The organism is Paenibacillus sp. JNUCC32 (assembly GCF_014863545.1).
GTDB lineage: Bacteria > Bacillota > Bacilli > Paenibacillales > Paenibacillaceae > Paenibacillus_AQ > Paenibacillus_AQ lautus_A.
In genome coordinates, this window is the sequence record NZ_CP062260.1 from 3,223,579 (window position 1) to 3,241,889 (window position 18,311).

Annotated in this window: 20 protein-coding genes and 1 other annotated feature; of the genes, 2 read left to right on the forward strand and 18 right to left on the reverse strand. The window is 50.9% G+C overall.

The annotated features are described in order from the left end of the window. Nucleotides 1–17: 17 nt before the first annotated feature. From JNUCC32_RS14435 to JNUCC32_RS14495, 13 genes are all read right to left on the reverse strand, one after another. Complete coding sequence (locus JNUCC32_RS14435; protein ID WP_015734520.1) at nucleotides 18–1,058, reverse strand: NAD(P)H-dependent glycerol-3-phosphate dehydrogenase; 1,041 nt, start codon at nucleotides 1,056–1,058, stop codon at nucleotides 18–20. Next, nucleotides 1,051–1,677, reverse strand: coding sequence for a glycerol-3-phosphate 1-O-acyltransferase PlsY (plsY, locus tag JNUCC32_RS14440; RefSeq protein ID WP_009595194.1), 627 nt, complete (start codon nucleotides 1,675–1,677; stop codon nucleotides 1,051–1,053). The genes JNUCC32_RS14435 and plsY overlap by 8 nt, the downstream gene beginning before the upstream one ends. Before the next feature lie 11 nt (nucleotides 1,678–1,688). Next, nucleotides 1,689–3,011 carry a ribosome biogenesis GTPase Der gene (der, locus tag JNUCC32_RS14445; RefSeq protein WP_009595099.1) on the reverse strand — a complete coding sequence of 441 codons (1,323 nt, stop codon included), beginning with the start codon at nucleotides 3,009–3,011 and terminating at the stop codon, nucleotides 1,689–1,691. A 211-nt stretch (nucleotides 3,012–3,222) separates the two neighbouring features. Continuing rightward, a complete protein-coding gene (gene rpsA / locus JNUCC32_RS14450; protein ID WP_015734518.1) occupies nucleotides 3,223–4,440 on the reverse strand; it encodes a 30S ribosomal protein S1 in 1,218 nt (405 codons plus the stop codon). 120 nt (nucleotides 4,441–4,560) lie between these two features. Further along, nucleotides 4,561–5,151 carry a lysophospholipid acyltransferase family protein gene (locus JNUCC32_RS14455; RefSeq protein WP_096773273.1) on the reverse strand — a complete coding sequence of 197 codons (591 nt, stop codon included), beginning with the start codon at nucleotides 5,149–5,151 and terminating at the stop codon, nucleotides 4,561–4,563. A gap of 21 nt (nucleotides 5,152–5,172) precedes the next feature. Next, entirely contained in the window at nucleotides 5,173–5,853 is a 681-nt protein-coding gene (gene cmk / locus JNUCC32_RS14460; protein WP_015734516.1) for a (d)CMP kinase, read from the reverse strand. A 176-nt stretch (nucleotides 5,854–6,029) separates the two neighbouring features. Then, nucleotides 6,030–6,317, reverse strand: coding sequence for a DUF5359 family protein (locus tag JNUCC32_RS14465; protein WP_192572475.1), 288 nt, complete (start codon nucleotides 6,315–6,317; stop codon nucleotides 6,030–6,032). A gap of 65 nt (nucleotides 6,318–6,382) precedes the next feature. Next, the gene (locus JNUCC32_RS14470; protein WP_228468963.1) at nucleotides 6,383–7,045 is read right to left on the reverse strand and encodes a flagellar brake protein; all 663 of its coding nucleotides are present in this window, start codon (nucleotides 7,043–7,045) and stop codon (nucleotides 6,383–6,385) included. Between the two features lie 211 nt (nucleotides 7,046–7,256). Next, nucleotides 7,257–8,606, reverse strand: a complete 1,350-nt coding sequence (ypeB, locus tag JNUCC32_RS14475; RefSeq protein WP_096773271.1) for a germination protein YpeB — start codon at nucleotides 8,604–8,606, stop codon at nucleotides 7,257–7,259. An 89-nt stretch (nucleotides 8,607–8,695) separates the two neighbouring features. Beyond that, nucleotides 8,696–8,842, reverse strand: coding sequence for a hypothetical protein (locus JNUCC32_RS14480; protein ID WP_009595221.1), 147 nt, complete (start codon nucleotides 8,840–8,842; stop codon nucleotides 8,696–8,698). A 72-nt stretch (nucleotides 8,843–8,914) separates the two neighbouring features. Further along, nucleotides 8,915–9,610, reverse strand: a complete 696-nt coding sequence (prsW, locus tag JNUCC32_RS14485) for a glutamic-type intramembrane protease PrsW (RefSeq protein ID WP_090911039.1) — start codon at nucleotides 9,608–9,610, stop codon at nucleotides 8,915–8,917. Between the two features lie 57 nt (nucleotides 9,611–9,667). After that, nucleotides 9,668–10,279, reverse strand: a complete 612-nt coding sequence (locus tag JNUCC32_RS14490; RefSeq protein ID WP_015734510.1) for a genetic competence negative regulator — start codon at nucleotides 10,277–10,279, stop codon at nucleotides 9,668–9,670. A 201-nt stretch (nucleotides 10,280–10,480) separates the two neighbouring features. Then, nucleotides 10,481–10,852 carry a hypothetical protein gene (locus JNUCC32_RS14495; RefSeq protein ID WP_096773270.1) on the reverse strand — a complete coding sequence of 124 codons (372 nt, stop codon included), beginning with the start codon at nucleotides 10,850–10,852 and terminating at the stop codon, nucleotides 10,481–10,483. A gap of 93 nt (nucleotides 10,853–10,945) precedes the next feature. Between JNUCC32_RS14495 and JNUCC32_RS14500 the strand changes: the two genes are divergently transcribed. Then, nucleotides 10,946–11,872: a polysaccharide deacetylase family protein gene (locus tag JNUCC32_RS14500; protein ID WP_192572476.1), complete on the forward strand. Its 927-nt coding sequence runs from the start codon at nucleotides 10,946–10,948 to the stop codon at nucleotides 11,870–11,872. A gap of 52 nt (nucleotides 11,873–11,924) precedes the next feature. Here JNUCC32_RS14500 and JNUCC32_RS14505 read toward each other — a convergent pair whose 3' ends face one another. The 3 genes from JNUCC32_RS14505 to JNUCC32_RS14515 are packed head-to-tail and all read right to left on the reverse strand — an operon-like array spanning nucleotide 11,925 to nucleotide 13,736. Then, entirely contained in the window at nucleotides 11,925–12,743 is an 819-nt protein-coding gene (locus tag JNUCC32_RS14505) for a metallophosphoesterase (protein WP_192572477.1), read from the reverse strand. After that, entirely contained in the window at nucleotides 12,740–13,150 is a 411-nt protein-coding gene (locus JNUCC32_RS14510; protein ID WP_096773267.1) for a hypothetical protein, read from the reverse strand. Before JNUCC32_RS14510 ends, JNUCC32_RS14505 begins: the two co-directional genes overlap by 4 nt. Continuing rightward, the gene (locus JNUCC32_RS14515) at nucleotides 13,137–13,736 is read right to left on the reverse strand and encodes a CPBP family intramembrane glutamic endopeptidase (protein ID WP_015734505.1); all 600 of its coding nucleotides are present in this window, start codon (nucleotides 13,734–13,736) and stop codon (nucleotides 13,137–13,139) included. The genes JNUCC32_RS14510 and JNUCC32_RS14515 overlap by 14 nt, the downstream gene beginning before the upstream one ends. A gap of 225 nt (nucleotides 13,737–13,961) precedes the next feature. Continuing rightward, nucleotides 13,962–14,191: a binding site (T-box leader), on the forward strand. A 192-nt stretch (nucleotides 14,192–14,383) separates the two neighbouring features. Here JNUCC32_RS14515 and serA point away from each other — a divergent pair. After that, on the forward strand, nucleotides 14,384–15,976 hold the full coding sequence (gene serA / locus JNUCC32_RS14520; RefSeq protein ID WP_192572478.1) for a phosphoglycerate dehydrogenase: 1,593 nt from the start codon (nucleotides 14,384–14,386) through the stop codon (nucleotides 15,974–15,976). Nucleotides 15,977–16,088: 112 nt separating this feature from the next. Here serA and JNUCC32_RS14525 read toward each other — a convergent pair whose 3' ends face one another. Together JNUCC32_RS14525 and JNUCC32_RS14530 are read right to left on the reverse strand one after the other, a co-directional pair. Then, nucleotides 16,089–17,522, reverse strand: a complete 1,434-nt coding sequence (locus JNUCC32_RS14525; protein ID WP_015734503.1) for an ATP-binding protein — start codon at nucleotides 17,520–17,522, stop codon at nucleotides 16,089–16,091. A 1-nt stretch (nucleotide 17,523) separates the two neighbouring features. Then, entirely contained in the window at nucleotides 17,524–18,240 is a 717-nt protein-coding gene (locus tag JNUCC32_RS14530; protein WP_036665717.1) for a response regulator transcription factor, read from the reverse strand. Between the last annotated feature and the right edge of the window lie 71 nt (nucleotides 18,241–18,311).

Here is an 18,311-nt window from a genome sequence, read left to right on the forward strand (position 1 = left end):
TCGGAATGGTGAATAAGCTAGGTGTGCCATTGCTCCCAAGTCTCGAGCGGCATCATTTCCATCTCGGTCTTGGGGTCCCGGCCCATTAAGGCTTCCACGGCGACGCGGGGATTCCGGTCTTTAAACAACACATGGTACAGCTGGTCGGCAATCGGCATCTGCACCCCGTATTTCTCGGAAATGGCATGCGCGGCTTTGGTCGTGCGTATTCCTTCCACCACCATCCCCATGGATGCGAGAACCTCATCAAGCTTCTTGCCCTGCCCAAGCATCGAGCCTGCACGCCAGTTCCGGCTGTGCTGGCTCGTAGCGGTAACCACGAGGTCGCCGATCCCGGCAAGCCCGGCAAACGTCAGCGGATTCGCGCCCATCTCCATGCCGATTCGCAAAATTTCTGCCAATCCCCTCGTAATAAGCGCCGCCTTGGCGTTGTCGCCGAAGCCCAATCCGTCGGACATGCCGGCGCCCAAAGCGATAATATTCTTCAGCGCTCCGGCCAATTCCACGCCGATCATATCCCGGTTCGTGTACACTCTGAAATACGTGTTCATAAACAGATCCTGGGCGGCGGCGGCGGCCTTGGCGTCCAAGGATGCCACAACGACCGTTGTAGGGCAGCGTCTCACCACTTCCTCCGCATGGCTGGGTCCTGATAGTACGACTACGCGGCCTTCCTCGCAGCCCAGCTCTTCGGATATGACGGTCGACATCCGCTTCAGGGATTCAATCTCGAATCCTTTGGTTGCGTGAATCACCAGCATATCTTCGCTCCAATACTGCTTCAGCTGGCCCGAAACCTCCCGCATCGCGGACGATGGTGCAACGATAACCACGGCAGCAGCCGAAGAGACCGCCTCTTCCATATCGGTCGTGGCGCGAATGTTCGAAGATAACTCCACCCCGGGCAAATAACGGTTGTTGGTATGCAGTTCGTTAATTTCACGGGTCTGTTCCTCCGTTCTCGTCCAGACGACAACATCCAGATCATTCGAAGCGAGAACACTTGCCAAAGCGGTTCCCCAACTGCCTGCCACCAGAACAGCGACTTTGTCAGACAACGCGCTTCCCTCCTTTGTCCTTTCCTTTTCCGGAACCAAGCTTGTTTTCACGTCCCTGTACAAGCTTCACGATGTTCGAGCGATGACGCCAGAAGGCGAATACGCATATGATCAAGCTTGTCCAAAAGATCGGCCAGGAATAATCCGCGATCAAGAGGAAAACAGGGGTAAGCACTACAAAAATAAGGGAACCCAAAGATACATAACGGGTAAAAACAATGGATAGAATGGCGATAATGCCTGCTATAAGCGCTGGAATGAAGCAGAGCGTAGCAAGCACCCCAATGGCGGTTGCAATTCCTTTGCCGCCTCGAAAGCGGAAGTAAAGAGGCCAATTATGACCGATGATGGCGGCAATGCCGCATAACCCCGGCAGCCACGCATTGTCTCCCCCGAGCCATCGTCCGATCCAAACCGCAGCGATGCCCTTAATTACATCCAAAGCCAATACCAGAATGGCAGGTCCTTTTCCCAGGACGCGAAGGGTATTGGTTGCCCCGGCGTTCCCGCTGCCATGCTGACGAATGTCGATCCCTTTCAGGATTTTGGCAAGCAGTACGCTAAAGCTTACCGAACCAAGTAAATAACAAACTACAATCGCTACGATCTCCAGAATCAAGCTATTCTCCCCTAACTCTCATCAGACTTTCTTCGAGTAAATATCCTGATGGGTGTACCTTCAAAGTCAAAAGCGGCCCGAATCTTGTTCTCAAGGTAACGCTCATATGAGAAGTGCATCAATTCCGGATCGTTGACGAATACGACCATGGTCGGCGGCTTGACCGCCACCTGTGTTGAATAGTTAATGCGCAATCTTCTTCCCTTATCCGTTGGAGGCGGGTTGATCGCAATCGCATCGGATATGACATCGTTAAGCAAATGCGTCTGCACGCGAAGGGAATGCTGATCGGCCACATGTTTAACGACAGGGAGCAGCTTCTGCAGGCGCTGCTTCGTCTTGGCCGACAAGAATACGACCGGCGCATAGGTCATGAACAGGAAATGGTCCCGGATCTTTTTCTCGAACTGCTGCATCGTCTTGTCGTCTTTCTCGACCATATCCCATTTGTTGACGACAAATAAAGACGCTTTACCGGCCTCATAAGCATAACCGGCGATATGCTTGTCCTGCTCGATAATGCCTTCTTCCCCGTTGATGAGCACGAGAACGACATCCGCCCGCTCGATGGCCCGCATGGCACGCATGACGCTGTATTTCTCGGTGGTTTCATACACTTTTCCGCGTTTGCGCATGCCTGCCGTATCGATGAGGACATACCGCTGCCCGTCTTTCTCGAATGGCGTATCGATCGCATCGCGGGTCGTGCCCGCAACGTCACTGACAATGACGCGCTCTTCTCCCAGAATGGCATTGACGAGGGAAGATTTGCCCACATTCGGTCTGCCGATCAAGGCGACACGAATAACATCCTCGTCATATTCGTCGTCTTCCAGTTCCGGCAGGTTCTCGACGACAACGTCCAAGAGGTCGCCGATCCCTGTGCCGTGGCTGCCTGATATCCCGACAGGATCGCCAAATCCGAGGGAATAGAACTCATAGATATCATCAGCGCGCTTCAAATTATCCACTTTGTTTACGCTGAGTATGACAGGTTTACCGGAACGGAACAGAATCTGTGCAACTTCCTCGTCCGATTGGGTAACCCCCGTCTTCGCATCGCACATAAATACGATGACATCCGCTTCTTCAATCGCAAGCTCGGCTTGCATGCGTATGGATTTCAAAATCATGTCATCGCCGTCGATTTCGATACCGCCTGTATCGATGACACTGAACGCTTTACCGTTCCATTCGGCACTGCCGTAAATCCGGTCACGGGTAATCCCCGGTTTATCTTCAACGATGGCTAATCTGTCGCCGATCAATCGGTTAAATATGGTGGATTTACCGACGTTAGGCCTTCCGACGATAGCCACTACGGGTCTTGCCATAGTCACTCCTCCTGTCAATTCTTACGATTATCATCATAGCAAAAAACGTTACAATTGGCTAACCTTTCATCTGCATTTCTATTATGCTCTACCCCATGTTACAACATCCGTAAACGTTCGTCCCCTAAAAAAACAAATGGCGAACCCAGATTTCTGGGTTCGCCGACTTCGTTATGATAGGTCAATAGACCGAACAAAACTGTTCCCGGGCTTACTTGAATTTGCTCAGCTTATCGCCGAAACGCTCGCCAAGCGTAACGCTCATGCCTTGGTTGTTCAAAGAAACGTTCGGGTTGTCTTTCAGGTCGATTTTAGGACCTTTGGACGGTTTTTCAGCTCGCGGAGCTTGAGCTGGCGCTTCTTCGGTTTCTTTGATGCTCAGGCTGATACGCTGCTCGGAAGTGTTGATGTCAAGTACTTTAACCTGAACTTCTTGGCCTTCCTTCAGTACTTCTTGCGGAGTACCGATATGCTTGTGGGAGATTTGGGAGATATGAACCAAACCTTCTACGCCTGGTGCCAATTCAACGAAAGCTCCGAAAGTAACCAGACGTTTTACGACGCCCGTTACGATGTCGCCCGTGTTGAATTGCTCGCCAGCTGTTTCCCAAGGACCCGGAGCAGCCGCTTTGATGCTGAGGCTGATTTTGCCTTTTTCAGGATCCACTTTCAGCACTTTCACGCGCACTTGATCGCCTTCGGACAATACATCGGATGGCTTGTCAACATGGCTCCAAGCGATCTCGGATACGTGAACCAAACCGTCCACGCCGCCAACGTCAACGAATGCGCCGAATTGCGTGAGGCGTTGCACCGTGCCTTCCAGCACTTGTCCGTCTTGAAGCTCGGACATCACTTTTTGTTTGTTCGCTTCGAACTCTTCTTCCAGAACGTCCTTCTGGGAAAGAATCACTTTGTTGTTCTCGCGGTCCAGCTCTTTCACTTTTACGCGAAGCGTGCGGCCTTTGTAGTCGCTGAAGTCTTCAACGAAATGACGCTCGACCATGGAAGCAGGAATAAAGCCGCGTGCGCCGACATCGGCTACAAGTCCGCCTTTAACCACGTCGGCCACCGTTACTTCGAATACGTCCTGATCCGCAAAATGCTTCTCAAGCTCATCCCAAGAATTCTCGGTGTCGATCGCGCGCTTGGAAAGAACCAGGCTTTCCTTGTCGTCGTTGATGCTAACGACCTTGCACTCTACCTCTTGGCCAACCTGAACCGCATCCGATGCATTATCAAGCTGTACAGAAGACAGTTCGCGAACAGGAATTACGCCGTCATATTTATATCCAATGCTTACGTAAGCTTGGTTGTCCTCCAGTTTGACGATCGTCCCTTTCACGGTGTCCCCTTTTTTCAAGGATACGATTTGGTCCAGCTGCTCTTGGTTTTCAGCAGCCTCTTGATTTCTTGTTTCTTCCGACATGTCAAATAACCTCCTCAATTCAAACCCCATTTATTTAAACTCGCATTCGCGAAGTTCAAAACATAATTGCTGTAGTATCTTTCCAACCTTCCCATGCTTTTTATGCATGGAGCGAATAAATCAGTTCTCGGTTGGTTTGCCGCTGGCTCGCATTTCGTGAATCTTGGCCATGATCAATTCGGTTGCCCCATCCAGTGCCTCCGGTGACTTGTCACCTTCGAACCGGGACAGATCCACGGGTGCGCCGTAGATGATTTTTACCTTTCGGAACGGCTTGTAGTCTCCAATGATGGCAGCCGGTACGACCGTTGCCCCACTGCGGAGAGCGAAGCTTGCCGCGCCACGTTTCGCCGCGGTTGCATCCGAATTGCGCGTGCCTTCAGGGAAGATTCCCATAATCTCGCCCGAACGCAAGATCGTAAGAGCGGTTTTGATGGAATCTTTACTTACGCCCCCGCGCTTAACCGGAAAGGCCCCAAGCTGACGAACCAGCCATCCGAACACCGGAATGTTGAACAGCTCGGCTTTGGCCATGAACTTCACTTGGCGCTTGACGTGAATGCCGACAGAAATCGGATCTCGTACGCTAATGTGATTGCTGCAGATTAGCACGCCGCCTTCCGAAGGTATGTTATGTACGCCGACAGATTCGAATCTGTAGAGAATAGCGAACAAACCGCGGACCACCGCTCTGCAAAAAACGTAAATCATGCCTATTTCTCCCCATCCCCATTAAGTTTCGCAATATGAAAGAATCGCTTCGACAACCTGATTGATATCCATATGCGTCGTATCCAGTATGATGGCATCCTCTGCGCATCGGAGCGGGGACACTTCACGTTCCTGGTCCAGCCTGTCGCGTTCTGCGATATCTCTTTCCAATTGTTCCAGCGTTATGCCTTCATCACTTAACTCATGGAAGCGGCGGAGCGCACGTTCCTTGACACTGGCCGTCATGAAAATCTTCACCTCGGCATCCGGCAAAACCGTCGTGCCGATGTCGCGTCCATCCATGACAACGCCCTTATCCAGTGCCATTTGCTGCTGTAAACGGACAAGCTTTATTCGCAAACCTTCGATTCGTGCATATTGGGATACCACTGCACTAACCTGATGTGAACGAATATATGGCGTGACGTCTTCCCCGTTCAGCCAAACCATTTGACCATTTTCATGCGGTTTTAATTCAATCACCATGTTTTGTGCATGTTGAAGCACTTTTTCGGGATTTTCCGGAGAAATCCCTTGGTTCAGCATGAACCAGGTGACTGCCCTGTACATGGCGCCGGTATCCACGTAGATGTACTGCAGCCTGCTGGCTACCATACGCGCTACCGTGCTTTTGCCCGCGCCTGCCGGACCGTCGATGGCAATATTGATTCTGTCGCGATAACCTGTCCCCTGCATAACCAACGGGGCATTCCTCCTCAAACATATACCTCGAAATCGAAAGGGCTTACCATCCGATCAGGGACGGGATCACCGTTCCTCTAGTGAAAATATACAAGAAAGTCCGAGATAAACAAGGCACGATCTTATATTTCAAGAAAAAAGCAGGCGCCCGCCTGCGACGTGAAAATTATACCACACTAGCTAGAGCGATGCAAAAGAGAAGGGGTGTTTTCTCCCATCCAATCGTTTACATTTGGCTCATTAACGGGAACGCCCTCCATCTGCTGAATCGGCGAAAGGTAGGGCCGGCTTGGTTCATAATGCAATAGCAGCTGGACGATCACCAAAGCGAATGCGAGCCCTATCAGCAGCTTAAGCAGCACTTGACCGTATCGGTCATGAAGAGCTTGTCCTTTATCGTCGGGCATGGGATCCTGCCTAGTTTTTCGCCGCAGCTGATTTTGATCGTTAGATGACTGGGACATAAGCACACGGTCCTTCCGACACAAAATTTTCCGCTAGTGTGCCACCGGCTTGTCCATTTTATGCATCAACGGTTGCGAAAATCAAACTGGCGCTCAAAGCAATAACGGATCAGTTTCTGACGTTCCATATCTACGATCTGATTAAACTTCAGCATGACGATGCTTCGATTGCCTGGCAGCTGCTTGACCCTGACAACTTCGCCTTCAAGAGGGACATGCTCCACCGATCCGTTCTTGAACGGAATAAGGATCCAGCAGCTTAACAAGCTCCCTTCCGCGAACGATTTGTCGGGTTCCAGGTAAAAGGATACCCCTCCTCCGCCGACATCATCGGTTTTGGTCAGCAACCGCGTGCCGTCTTTGGCCATCACCGCTAACTCGAGCTCGGCTTGTACCCTTAGAAAGCTCCTTCTCTGCACCTTCGTGATCTGATCCGGCTCCGGCTTTTTGATGCGAACCAGGCGTATAACGTCTTCATGGTGACTCAGGACATAGGAATTGAAGAAGTTCTTGACTCCGCCCTCCGTCAAAAAATAAGCGGAAAGCTCGTCCCCAATATACAGCTTCTTCAGCCTGCCCGTTCCTTCCTGAAGCGGAACCTCCATATACATCGATTCGTCATCCATGTCGGAAATGCGGGATTTGTAAACAATGCTGGCTTCCTTCTCATCCCCCGTATCCAACTGGATATAGAGGACGTCGTTGATCTTTGGATACAATGCGCTCACCCACTAATTCATCATAATCATTATTTTCCATTATATCACGGGATGAGCGGGACCATGGGATAAAATCTTCGAATCCGGTCGATTCATGTCTCTCCCCGGGATACAGATGTATTCCTTAGACACTATACTGGCTGCTCTGCAGCAGTTCTCCGTAAGCAAAAAGCCGATTCAGGAAATCGCCTGAACCGGCTTATATGGCATCAAGAAACGGCTATTTAATTCCTGCCTGCGCATCCTTAACGACCTCGACCGTTTCCTCCAGGCCCGTATCCGCATTAATGTAAATCCGGTACTGGGAGCCGTTGATGCGTCCGCCGAACTCATAACACAGCACATCTTCGGAACGGTCGTTTTTGATTAAGGCCTTGCGGTGGTAGAGCACCTTGAATTCAGGGTTCAAAACCTTCTCCGCTTCGGCGAGGCTGAGCTTCGGCTGCGGGATATCGCGCTTCACCTGGTGCTCGTAAACAAAGTCGCTCGCCTGAAATCCGATGACCTCACCGTTATCCATGGCCGAGCGCACGGTGATTTTCTCAGGATATATCAGCACGCCGTCTTCTTCGCGCACAAAAGAGAAGTTGGCCAGGTTATCGTATTGGTCGGCCGATACGACCGTCATGTCGGAATAGCCTTTTTTCGTCAGGAATTGCTGGGCTTTGTCGATGGCATCCTGAACGGATGCTCTCTTGGCGCCGACATTCCGTTCATCCGTGTAGGAGATCAGCTGGCCGCCTTTTTCGGTGAAATCCATGCTGAGCATATGGCCTTTCGGGTGTTTGACTTTGGCCGTGTAGGATACCCACTCGGTACCGCTACCGTTCTTCGTCACTTGTACGTTGGCTTGATTGCCCGTGTCGGAGAATTTCAGCGCTTTGCGCTTCACATCCTCCTCCGAGACCGGCATGCCTGCCAGCTGCTTCACGGAACGTCTGTCGTAAATGCTGCTTACCGATGGTCCCCAATCAAGCTCAGGGTAAGCCTCTACTTTTTTATCCACCGTTTTGAATCCGTCAATAATCGAGTTATCTTCGACTTTATTCGTAGCCAAGGCCGTTTCTACGTCCATCCAGCGCAGACTGTTAGCGATGACCTTGTTCTGCACATGCTGCAAATCCTTCGTGATTTCGCCAGAGTTGGCGTATAACGATTTCAACGTTTTGACCTCATTCTCGCTAAGCGGTTCCTTCGTTAAATCGCGCACGCCCGTTTTGTAGGCAAAATTCGATATCCGGGACAGGAACTCTTCGGTTTTGTTGAACGGAAGCAGCGTTAGCGGCAGTTGGCTGATTTCGTTCTGCGCCTGGCTGGTCAAGCGCCATACATTCATAAGACCCTTCCGGTGCATCCCTTGGGAAGTCGAGCTGACCGCAAGCGTATTGCCGAGCTCGGCATGAATCCTGTCCATATTGTACGACAAGTCATGGAAAGCCCGTTGGTACTGGTTCTCGGCGTTAATCAATATGGCGTTCTTTTCTTTATTTTCTTGATATCCCCAAACCAGAGCCCCGATCAATAATATGGTGGCTACAGGAAACAGAATAGCGCTTAATCGTTTGTACATGATGCGATAGTCTCCTTTCTTCTACTCACTGCCGTTAGTTTGACTAGAAGAAAGAAGTCTTATGCATCCCTGGATCATTCCTTCATCAATTAGAAATCTTCCTCAATATCGAAGTGATCCCGGTTGTTGCACAGGCACTGCTTAAATCCGGTTTCGATCCGGCCCTGCTCCTTCTTTCCGCGCAATACGAATCGCTCACCGCAATCCTTGCAAAGAATTTTCACTTTTACACGCAAAAAAGGCACCTCCCTTTCTATGATTCCCTGGCTGTCAGCCAAGGTCTATAGAATGAAGTGTGCCCTGATTTGTTACGTATTAACCTCTTCCTCCCGGTTAATGAAACGGAAAGGAGAGCGGTTGTTCGCTCTGGAGATTTTGCCCATGCCGCCATACCACAGCAGAACCATTAGCGGAACGATAAACCATACCCATGTGTGGGTCAGCAAATTCAGAATCAGGTCATAAAGACCATGCCACATCCAAGGCAGAACCATGGACAGCACGAGGAAGAATCTTCTTCGTTTCCCTTCCGTGAACCTCGCATGTCCCATGTAGTATCCCATGATAACGCCAAACATTGCGTGACCCGAAACGGGCAGCAGCGCCCGCATGAACATCGGGCCGAAGGCTGCCTGGCTGTACCAAGCGTAAAGTAAATTCTCTACCGTAGCAAATCCCAGCGATATCGCCACTGCATATAGTATGCCGTCATAAGGCTCGTCAAATTCCGTATGGTTAAAAATAATATGATACATCACGAACCATTTTAAAAATTCCTCAACGCCCGCCGAAACGAACAGTGAGTTGACTACCGGATTGTCGCCAAGCCATAGTATCATTCCCCGCTGCAAAATCATGACCGGGAAAACGATCAGAACCCCTAGCATGAACACTTTGATCACCATGTGCAGGGGTTCTTGATCATACCTGTCCTTCAGGTAAAAATACGTGAGCAATGCGAGTCCCGGCGCCAAAGCTGACGCAATGATCGAGAACACCAGCACTGAAATTCCCCTTCCGTTAGTTGCGGGCCTGAAGTCCGGCACGCACGCCCACATTGATTAATGCTGACGCTGGAAGTGTGTACAGATAACCTCAACCGCCTGCTGAGGCATCACTTTCTTCCCGTATTCCTCCAGCACAGCCTCCGTCACCGAAGAGGATTCGCCAAACTCGGCCAGCATGGCAATTATAGCCGGCAGCTTCTCGCTATCCAATTCCTCGGGCTCGAAGTACAAAAACCATTTATCCATATAGTGATAGAGCTTGCCCGCTCCGCCTACAAGGTCCTTCAACATATGCGATGCTTCAATGAGCACTTCAAAATCCTGAAAAACATAGACGATGGTATCACTTTGATCCAGCGTTACTTCCATTTCATAAATCTCGTCCGGCATATCTTCTTCGGACAAGCCGCCGAAATGATGATCGTATTTCCCTCTCGTCACAATAACCACCATGCCCTGGGCAGGCAGTGCAAACACCTCAACGGCAAGAGGTCCGGTGGCATCAAATCCGAGTTCACTGTATGCCTGATCCATCATCTCCGTAAACAGGTCATAAACTTTCGGTATTTCCTGCCACATCTCTTCCTTCTGGATCCCACGCTCACTCAGATCGTCAAACGTGAGGAAAATCCGTATCTTATCTTGACTCAAACGCTCTATTTTCATGACAGGATCCTCCTTACGTAAACAAAAGTTTATAACAAATTATGATGTCTGGATTATGACGTGATAAAAATGGTTTTATATAATTGATTTTATCATTTAATACCCACAAATGCACGTAAATATGTAGCTGAAGAAAAAAGAATCATTCACAGGGATTCGTGAGGCCGTTCCCCGAGAATGATTCAAAAAGGTTGATGCCGTTTACAAACCCGGTATGACGGTGTGGGTCTCTTTCAAAATCTGTTCGACTTCGGTCTTCACATCAGGGTTGTTTCGGATGAAATCCTTGACCTGCTTCAGGTTGGCAGCCTTCGAATGAGTCGATGCCTGTACCCCTGCAGTTCCATTGGAATGAGTGGAATCATGTCGGCCTGGACTGGGAGACACGCTTTCTCGGCCGGAGCCGCTAAACTGGCTCTTGTTGCCTTGAATTTTACTCATCGCGGTATTCGCAAACCGGCCAAGATTCGCGTCTTTCATCATCGAGGAGAAGAACATGCCGTTTTTCCGGGAAATCATCCGGGATGCAACGGCACCGATAATGACACCATATAGAAATGACGAAGTCTTCACAAATGATACCTCCTTCTATGATAAACTCGAGTTTATTGTTCTCGCACCGCCAGGAACTCATGCTACATAAATACAGGAAAGTGAGATGGAATCATGGTTAGAACACGAACAGTCCTTCTGTTGGCCTGCTGCCTGATGCTCAGTGCATGCGGCAGCAACGGCGCCGCTCAGAAGCAAGGCGCGGCTATGGAAGGCGGTAATACCCAGACGACGCAGCAAAACGAATCCACCGGGCAGGTGTCCCCTGCGAAAGAAAGCACCGATCCTTCGGCCGAACAGGTCAAGCCTGAAGACCCGTCCAGCACGAGCTCGAGTAAATCCCCGGATTCCCCGGACCCGTCCGAAGAGGCCGTCAAGGATCCGGAAGCCGAGGCTCCGTCCGAACCGAAATACCACATGAATAAGGTGTACCGAATCGTACCAAACGATGAATCCGTACCCGAAAAGGTGGTGCTGCTCACTTTTGACGACGGTCCCAAGGATGAAAAAATGATCAACCGCATGATCGATACGCTCGACAAGCATGAAGCCAAAGCCATTTTCTTCGTGAACGGATACCGCGCGAAGGAGCATCCCGAACTGCTGAAGCTGATCCATGACCGCGGTCAAGTCATCGGCAATCATTCCTGGGATCATATCGACCTGAAAAAGGAAAGCAAACAGAAGGTCGAGAAACAGATCGGGGACGTCCAGAAGATCGTTAAGGAAGCGACGGGAGCGGAACCGAAGTTTTTCCGGCCTCCGTTCGGCTCCGGCGGAGATACCGTCAAGGAAGTCGCGCTGGAGCATGACCTGCTGTTTATGACTTGGTCCAACGGTTCCCTGGATTGGGAAAGCAAAAACAAAAACAAACCCGATGCCGTTGTGAGCAACGTGCTCGAGCAGCTTCATCCCGGCAGCAATATTCTGATGCATGAGCTTCCGTGGACTGCCGAAGCCCTGGACACTTTGCTGACCAAGCTCGAGGCCAAAGGGTATGGATTCGTGGATCCGCAATGGATCGAGCCTAAAATAAGATAACCCGAAAAACCGGAAAAACCTTAATTCTGCCGTCAAACATCCGACGATCGAATTAAGGTTTTTTGCGTAATGTAATCACATGATATTCCGCCGGACATTTCAAGCGCAGCGGAATATGGGAAGTGCCGAACCCCCGGCTGATCAGCAGCCTGGAGGAGTGGATAGGCTCTCCTGCCTTCCTCGGCAGCGTATACCATCCGGATTTAAAATTCTTGTAAAAACGCTCCAGACGAACCGCTCCGGCAATCGGCAGCACAATCTGTCCTCCATGGGTATGTCCTGCCAGCAGGAGGTCCCCGTGCGTTTCTTCCTTGCCTTTGAGCCATATCGGATCGTGCACCAGAATGATGTGATACTGGTCCTCCGCAGCATTTCCCCGGAATTTCGTATACGGATGTTTCCTGCTTGCCGGCTGCCTAATTCCGCTAAGGACAAGGCATTCGTCATCCCGCTTCAACTTGACGGTCTTGTCATTCAGCAGAATGACCCCGCTATCCCGCAATACCTTGCGAACGGCGTCCTTGCCTGCATACAGGTCGTGATTTCCCAGTACGGCATACACGGGGGCGAGGCGGGCCAAAACCGACATGTTATATCTCAACCGCTCAAAGGGCACCCCTTTTTCGGTAATATCTCCGCCCAGGAGCACGCAATCCACCGATGATATATTGGATAATAGCTTCTCTTCAGACAGTTGTCTGCGATGTATGTCGGTGATGAACAGCATCCGAAACCCGTCAAACGACCGCGGAATACGCTCGGATACCACTTCCTCTTCACGCAGCCTATAGCCCTGGGCTTCAGCCCTCATCCAGCCGATTGCGCCTGCACCGAGTGCCGCAGCACCCGCTATCCACATCAACACACTCATAATATCTCCTTTAACAATTCCCTTAATGGAGGCGCTCCGATAAGTCCCCACCACAGAAGACCTACCATTAACAATATGAAGATGACAATTAATGAGTTCACAAACCACTTGCTCATTCTTACGCGATAGGAGGAATATGTATTCGTTCGTTTAGGCGCCGAAACCTCTTCCTCTATCGGATTCTGGTTTGACCTTGTCGATCTGGACCGGCTTAATCCATCCGCCGCGCTGCCGCCCCGCGGCTTCGGTACCGCAGTGCTTGCGGGAGCTTGGGATTTAGATCGACTCCGATTCCCTCCTGCCTGCAGCGGCTTTTCCGCCGCTCTTTTTTCGGATTGAGCCGATGACTTGTTCTTCCGGCCTTTATTTCGGCCCTGATGTCGTTGCATTCTGCTAAGCTCGTTCATGTTCCTCTTTCCTCCGAAACCGTATCAACATTCCCGATATGAAATCTATCAGAAAATGGCACAGAATTGGCGCCCAAATGGTACCCGTTTGTATATAGACGTAGCCCAGACCGTAACTGCTCAAGAAAACCCATCCAGTCGGCAGCCAATGCTTTAAATATCGGACATGGATCAGCGCGAACAAGATGCTTGTCCAATACGGTCCGAACGCATGCTGTATCGCTCCGCGAAACAATAATTCCTCGCAGATGGACACGATCAGGGCGATAACGAATATATGCCAAACCGGCCTTTTCCTGAACAGCATTTCATTGATCCCGCCGTCGTCCATGCTATCCTCCGACACAAACCGGGACAATACAAAGTCGACTGCCAGCATCGCTGCAGCAAGTCCCAGACCCCAATAAACAAACTCGATTTCCTTCGGAAAAACAAATAATCCGAACGGATTCCGGTTCTGAAACAAAATCCAGATCAAACCGACGATAAGCGTCAACGCTTGCGTAAGATACAGATTGATGAGCAGCAGCCGATCGTTCAACTGGTGGGCTTCGATTCTTTTAACGCGTATTTTAAATTTTTTCATAGAAGATGGGCCTGTCTTTCATCTTGATTTTTAAGATATCTTCGTGTACAACCACAGTAATATTAGTATAATTTAATCATAGGCGGGCATATGCATCATAGCAAATTAACGGCATGACATTCAAGGCTATCCCTCGTTTCTTCCCCTGCTCCTAGGCGGTTAGCCTAAATAAACACCTATTGACACAATGTTAGAGCCATGATACATTATGAAAAAATTAATCTGTGAAAACCGATGACGGAAAAGAGAAACCGTAACGTCCTCAGAGAGCCGATGGTTGGTGCAAATCGGTGGCGTAAAGTATTCTTGAGCGTTCCTGAGATATTTCGCTGAAACTTGGAGTAGGCGCAAATCGGATGATATCCGTTACCAATCATGGTCTGAACAGACCGCTTGAGGCTGCCGCATCTTGGCAGCGAATAAGGGTGGCACCACGAATAACTCTCGTCCCTTACTACGGAGGTAGTATGCGGATTGAGAGTTTTTTATGTTCCTGTCTCTTTGCCACGACACCGCGTCAAACCTGTATAGACCTCTTGCAGCTTTATCGGAATCTCTGGTGTATAACGGAGCGCGCGCTAAGCGTAATCCTTATTCAATATTGCAGTACCGCATTTTATAGTGGATTTTAAGGAGGAAGAGAAACCATGTTTAAAGTATTGGTATCGGATCCGATCAGCGATTTGGGGATCCAGCAGTTAATGGACGCCGCCGATGTGCAGGTAGACAAAAAAACCGGGCTTAGCGAAGACGAGCTCACTGCCATTATCGGTGAATACGACGGACTCCTCGTTCGGAGTCAGACCCGCGTTACAGAACGCATCATGAATGCAGGAACCAATCTCAAGGTGGTTGGCCGTGCCGGCGTAGGCGTGGACAACATTGATCTTGAAGCGGCAACAAAGCGCGGGATCGTTGTCATCAATGCACCTGACGGCAACACGATCACGACGGCAGAGCATACGTTTGCTATGATGATTGCCCTCGCCCGCCACATCCCTCAAGCTTATGCCAAAACGGTAGGCGGAACCTGGGATCGCAAATCCTTCCTCGGCGTAGAGCTTCGCAACAAAACGCTGGGCGTTATGGGCATGGGACGGATCGGCAGCGAGGTGGCTAAACGCGCCAAGGCTTTCGGCATGAACATTCTGGCCTTCGATCCGTTCCTGACGGAAGAACGTGCGGATAAACTGGGCGTGAAGCTTTCCTCCGTGGATAACATTATCCGGAACGCAGACTTCATCACGGTTCATACTCCGCTTACGCCGGAGACGCGCCACATGATCGCCAGACCGCAATTCGAGGTCATGAAACGCGGCATGCGCATCGTGAACTGTGCCCGTGGCGGCATCATTGACGAGCGCGCGCTCGTGGAAGCCATCGATGAAGGCATTGTAGCCGGAGCCGCATTTGACGTATTCGAACATGAGCCGCCTGAAAGCGATCATCCGTTCCTTAACCATCCGAAGGTTATCGTCACTCCGCATCTGGGTGCATCCACTATTGAAGCCCAGGAGAACGTTGCGATCGACGTTTCCGAGCAAGTGCTGCATATCCTGCGCAACGAGCCGTTTAAGAATGCGGTCAACTTCCCGCTTGTAGCCGCAAGCGTCATGAACAAGCTGCAGCCTTACTTCTCGCTCGGCGAGAAATTGGGCAGTGTAGCGGCCCAGATCACCGCACACGCGGTAAAGGAGATTCACGTCGACTATGCAGGCGAGCTGGCTGAAGTCGATACGCAGGCCCTGACCCGCTACATCGTTAAGGGCGTGCTGGAACGCCACCTCGGAAGCGAAGTGAACATTGTTAACTCCATGCATTTGGCGAAGAGCCGCGATTTGCATGTCGTTGTGTCGCAGACGCCAAAAACCAAAGACTTCACCAATCTCGTTACCGTTACGCTGAAAACGCAAAACGGCCTGGAACGAATCGTTGCGGGTACGCTTCTTCTGGGATACGGCGAACGAATCGTACGTCTGGATAAATTCCCTGTCGATATCTCACCGGAAGGCCATCTGATTCTGATCTCCCACAACGATAAACCGGGCATTATCGGACGTGTCGGAACCCTGCTCGGCGAGAACGATGTCAACATCGCCTCCATGCAGGTGGGACGTAAAGTGATCGGCGGCGAGGCCATCATGCTGCTGACGGTGGATAAAGACGTTCCTAAGGACGTTCTGATCAAGCTTACCGGCTTGTCGGAACTCAACACGGCGCAGCAAATCGCGCTAGGCTAAGCTTTAATCCAAGGGGTTAATCATTGTTCCACGTAGAACAAGATTAACCCCTTTATTTCAACAAAAAAACACGCTCCTTGCGAGCGTGTTTTGTCTTTTGCGCGGGCATTCCCTAGGATTCTGCCGCTTTTGTCGGGATCGTCATCGTAAACACGGTGCCTTTCCCCACTTCGCTTGTCGCGTTGATCGTTCCGTGGTGCGCGGTCACGATATTTTTCACGATGGCAAGGCCAATGCCGGTTCCCACCGTCTCCCCCCGCACACGCGCCTTATCGGCCTTGTAGAATCGTTCGAATACAAAAGGCAGGTCTTCCGGCGGAATGCCGACTCCCTGGTCGCAAACCTTCACCTGGAGCGCCTCCGTGTTCGATAAGGCGATCCGGTCTGCCGTAATTTGAATTTTCTTGCCTGAAGGTGTATGACGGAAAGCGTTATCCAGCAAATTGGTCAGCACCTGTTCAAGCTTGTCTTCATCCGCCGCTTCGAGCTGAAGATTCGAATGGAGCTTGTTCAGCTGAAGATCGATATCCCGCTCTTTGGCACGAACCGCAAATTTCCGGAATACCCGCTCGCATAATTCGCCTGCATCCATCTCCCGCAGGGATAACTCGGCATGCCCTGCCTCCATGCGCGTTAAATCAAGCAGATCCTTCACCAGACGCCCCATCCGCAGGGATTCCTCATGAATGACCTGTATAAGCTCCCTGCTCTCTTCGGGTGAAGCTGCCATGCCGTCCAATAGCGCTTCGCTGTAACCCTGCATCATGGACAGCGGCGTCCGTATTTCGTGCGACACGTTGGCAATGAAGTCCGTCCGCATTTTTTCTAATGTAACCTGTTCGGTTATGTCCCTTAACACCACGACGGCTCCGCGGATCACGTCATCCGAATACAAGGGGGCCATATGGGCTGACCAGATTCCCTGCTTCACATGCAGATCGGCGCTTTGGTCCTTGCCTTCGTTGACGGTGGCGTAATATAACTCGCTGAGCGGTTTTGGCATGACATCGGCCGCCCAGCCTCCGCCCTGAAGCTCATCGTCCCACTGCAGCCCTTTCCAGGTCTTCATGATTTCCAATCCCGGCGGGTTCACCAGGATGACCTGCCCGTGATTGTCAAACGTAATCACGGCGTCGCTCATGCTTCTCAGCACGCTGGACAGGTGCTCCTTCTCGTGGTTCAAATTGCGGATGTTCGTTTCCAGCTCCGCTGCCATATGGTTAAACGTATTGGCCAGCTCGCCGATCTCATCACTCGTCACAAGGTTCAACCGCGTGCCGTATTTCCCTTTACGGATATCGTTGGCTGCCTCAATGAGCTGCTGCATGGGCTGCGTAATTTTCGTCAGCAGGAACAACCCGAAAAAGGTGGTCATCGAAAAGCCGATAATGGCCACATAAGTAAATAAACGCTTGATGGCATCCGAATTCGCGAAGGTGGTATCGATATAAGGGAGCAAGAATAAACCGAGCGTCAGCAGTACGCACGCGACCAAACAGGTTATCGTAATCCACAGCTTGCCGACAAGTGATCTCCAAAAACTCACGTTACTTCGGTACCTCCAGCTTGTAGCCTACTCCCCATACGGTCGTAATCATCGCTGCGGACTCCGTGGATACCTTATTCAATTTTTCGCGCAGACGCTTCACATGGGTATCGACCGTGCGAAGATCGCCAAAAAACTCGTAATTCCAAACATCCTTCAGCAGCTCTTCCCGCGAGAACACTTTGTCCGGGGATGAGGCCAAATAGTGCAGAAGTTCGTACTCCTTCGGCGTCAGGCTGATCTCATGCCCGCCGGCCGTCACGCGGTGGGCATCGTGTTCAATGATCAAATGAGGGAATACGATGCTGTTGCTTGGATTCGGCTCCTTGCTCAGATAAGCCGTGGCGGACGAACGGCGCAATATGGCTTTAACGCGATAGATCACCTCGCGAGGACTGAACGGTTTCACCACATAATCGTCGGCGCCCACCTCGAATCCCTGGACCCGGTTAATCTCCTCGCCTTTGGCGGTCAGCATCAGGATCGGCGTAGACTTTACCTGACGAAGGCGGGTGCATACTTCAACGCCGTCCATGCCGGGCAGCATGACATCCAGAATAACGAGCCCGTAATCCTCCGAGCTTGCTTTGCGAAGAGCGGTCTCCCCATCCTCCGCCTCCTCGATTTCATATCCTTCCTTCTCCAGATACATTTTCAACAAACGGCGAATCCGTTCCTCATCATCAACAACAAGAATGCGATTTCCGTGCTCAGACATTGGCAGCCAACTCCTTCGTTTTTATAGGGAAAATCAGAAGTGGCCCTCTTGATTAAGAAAGGGCCCTTCTG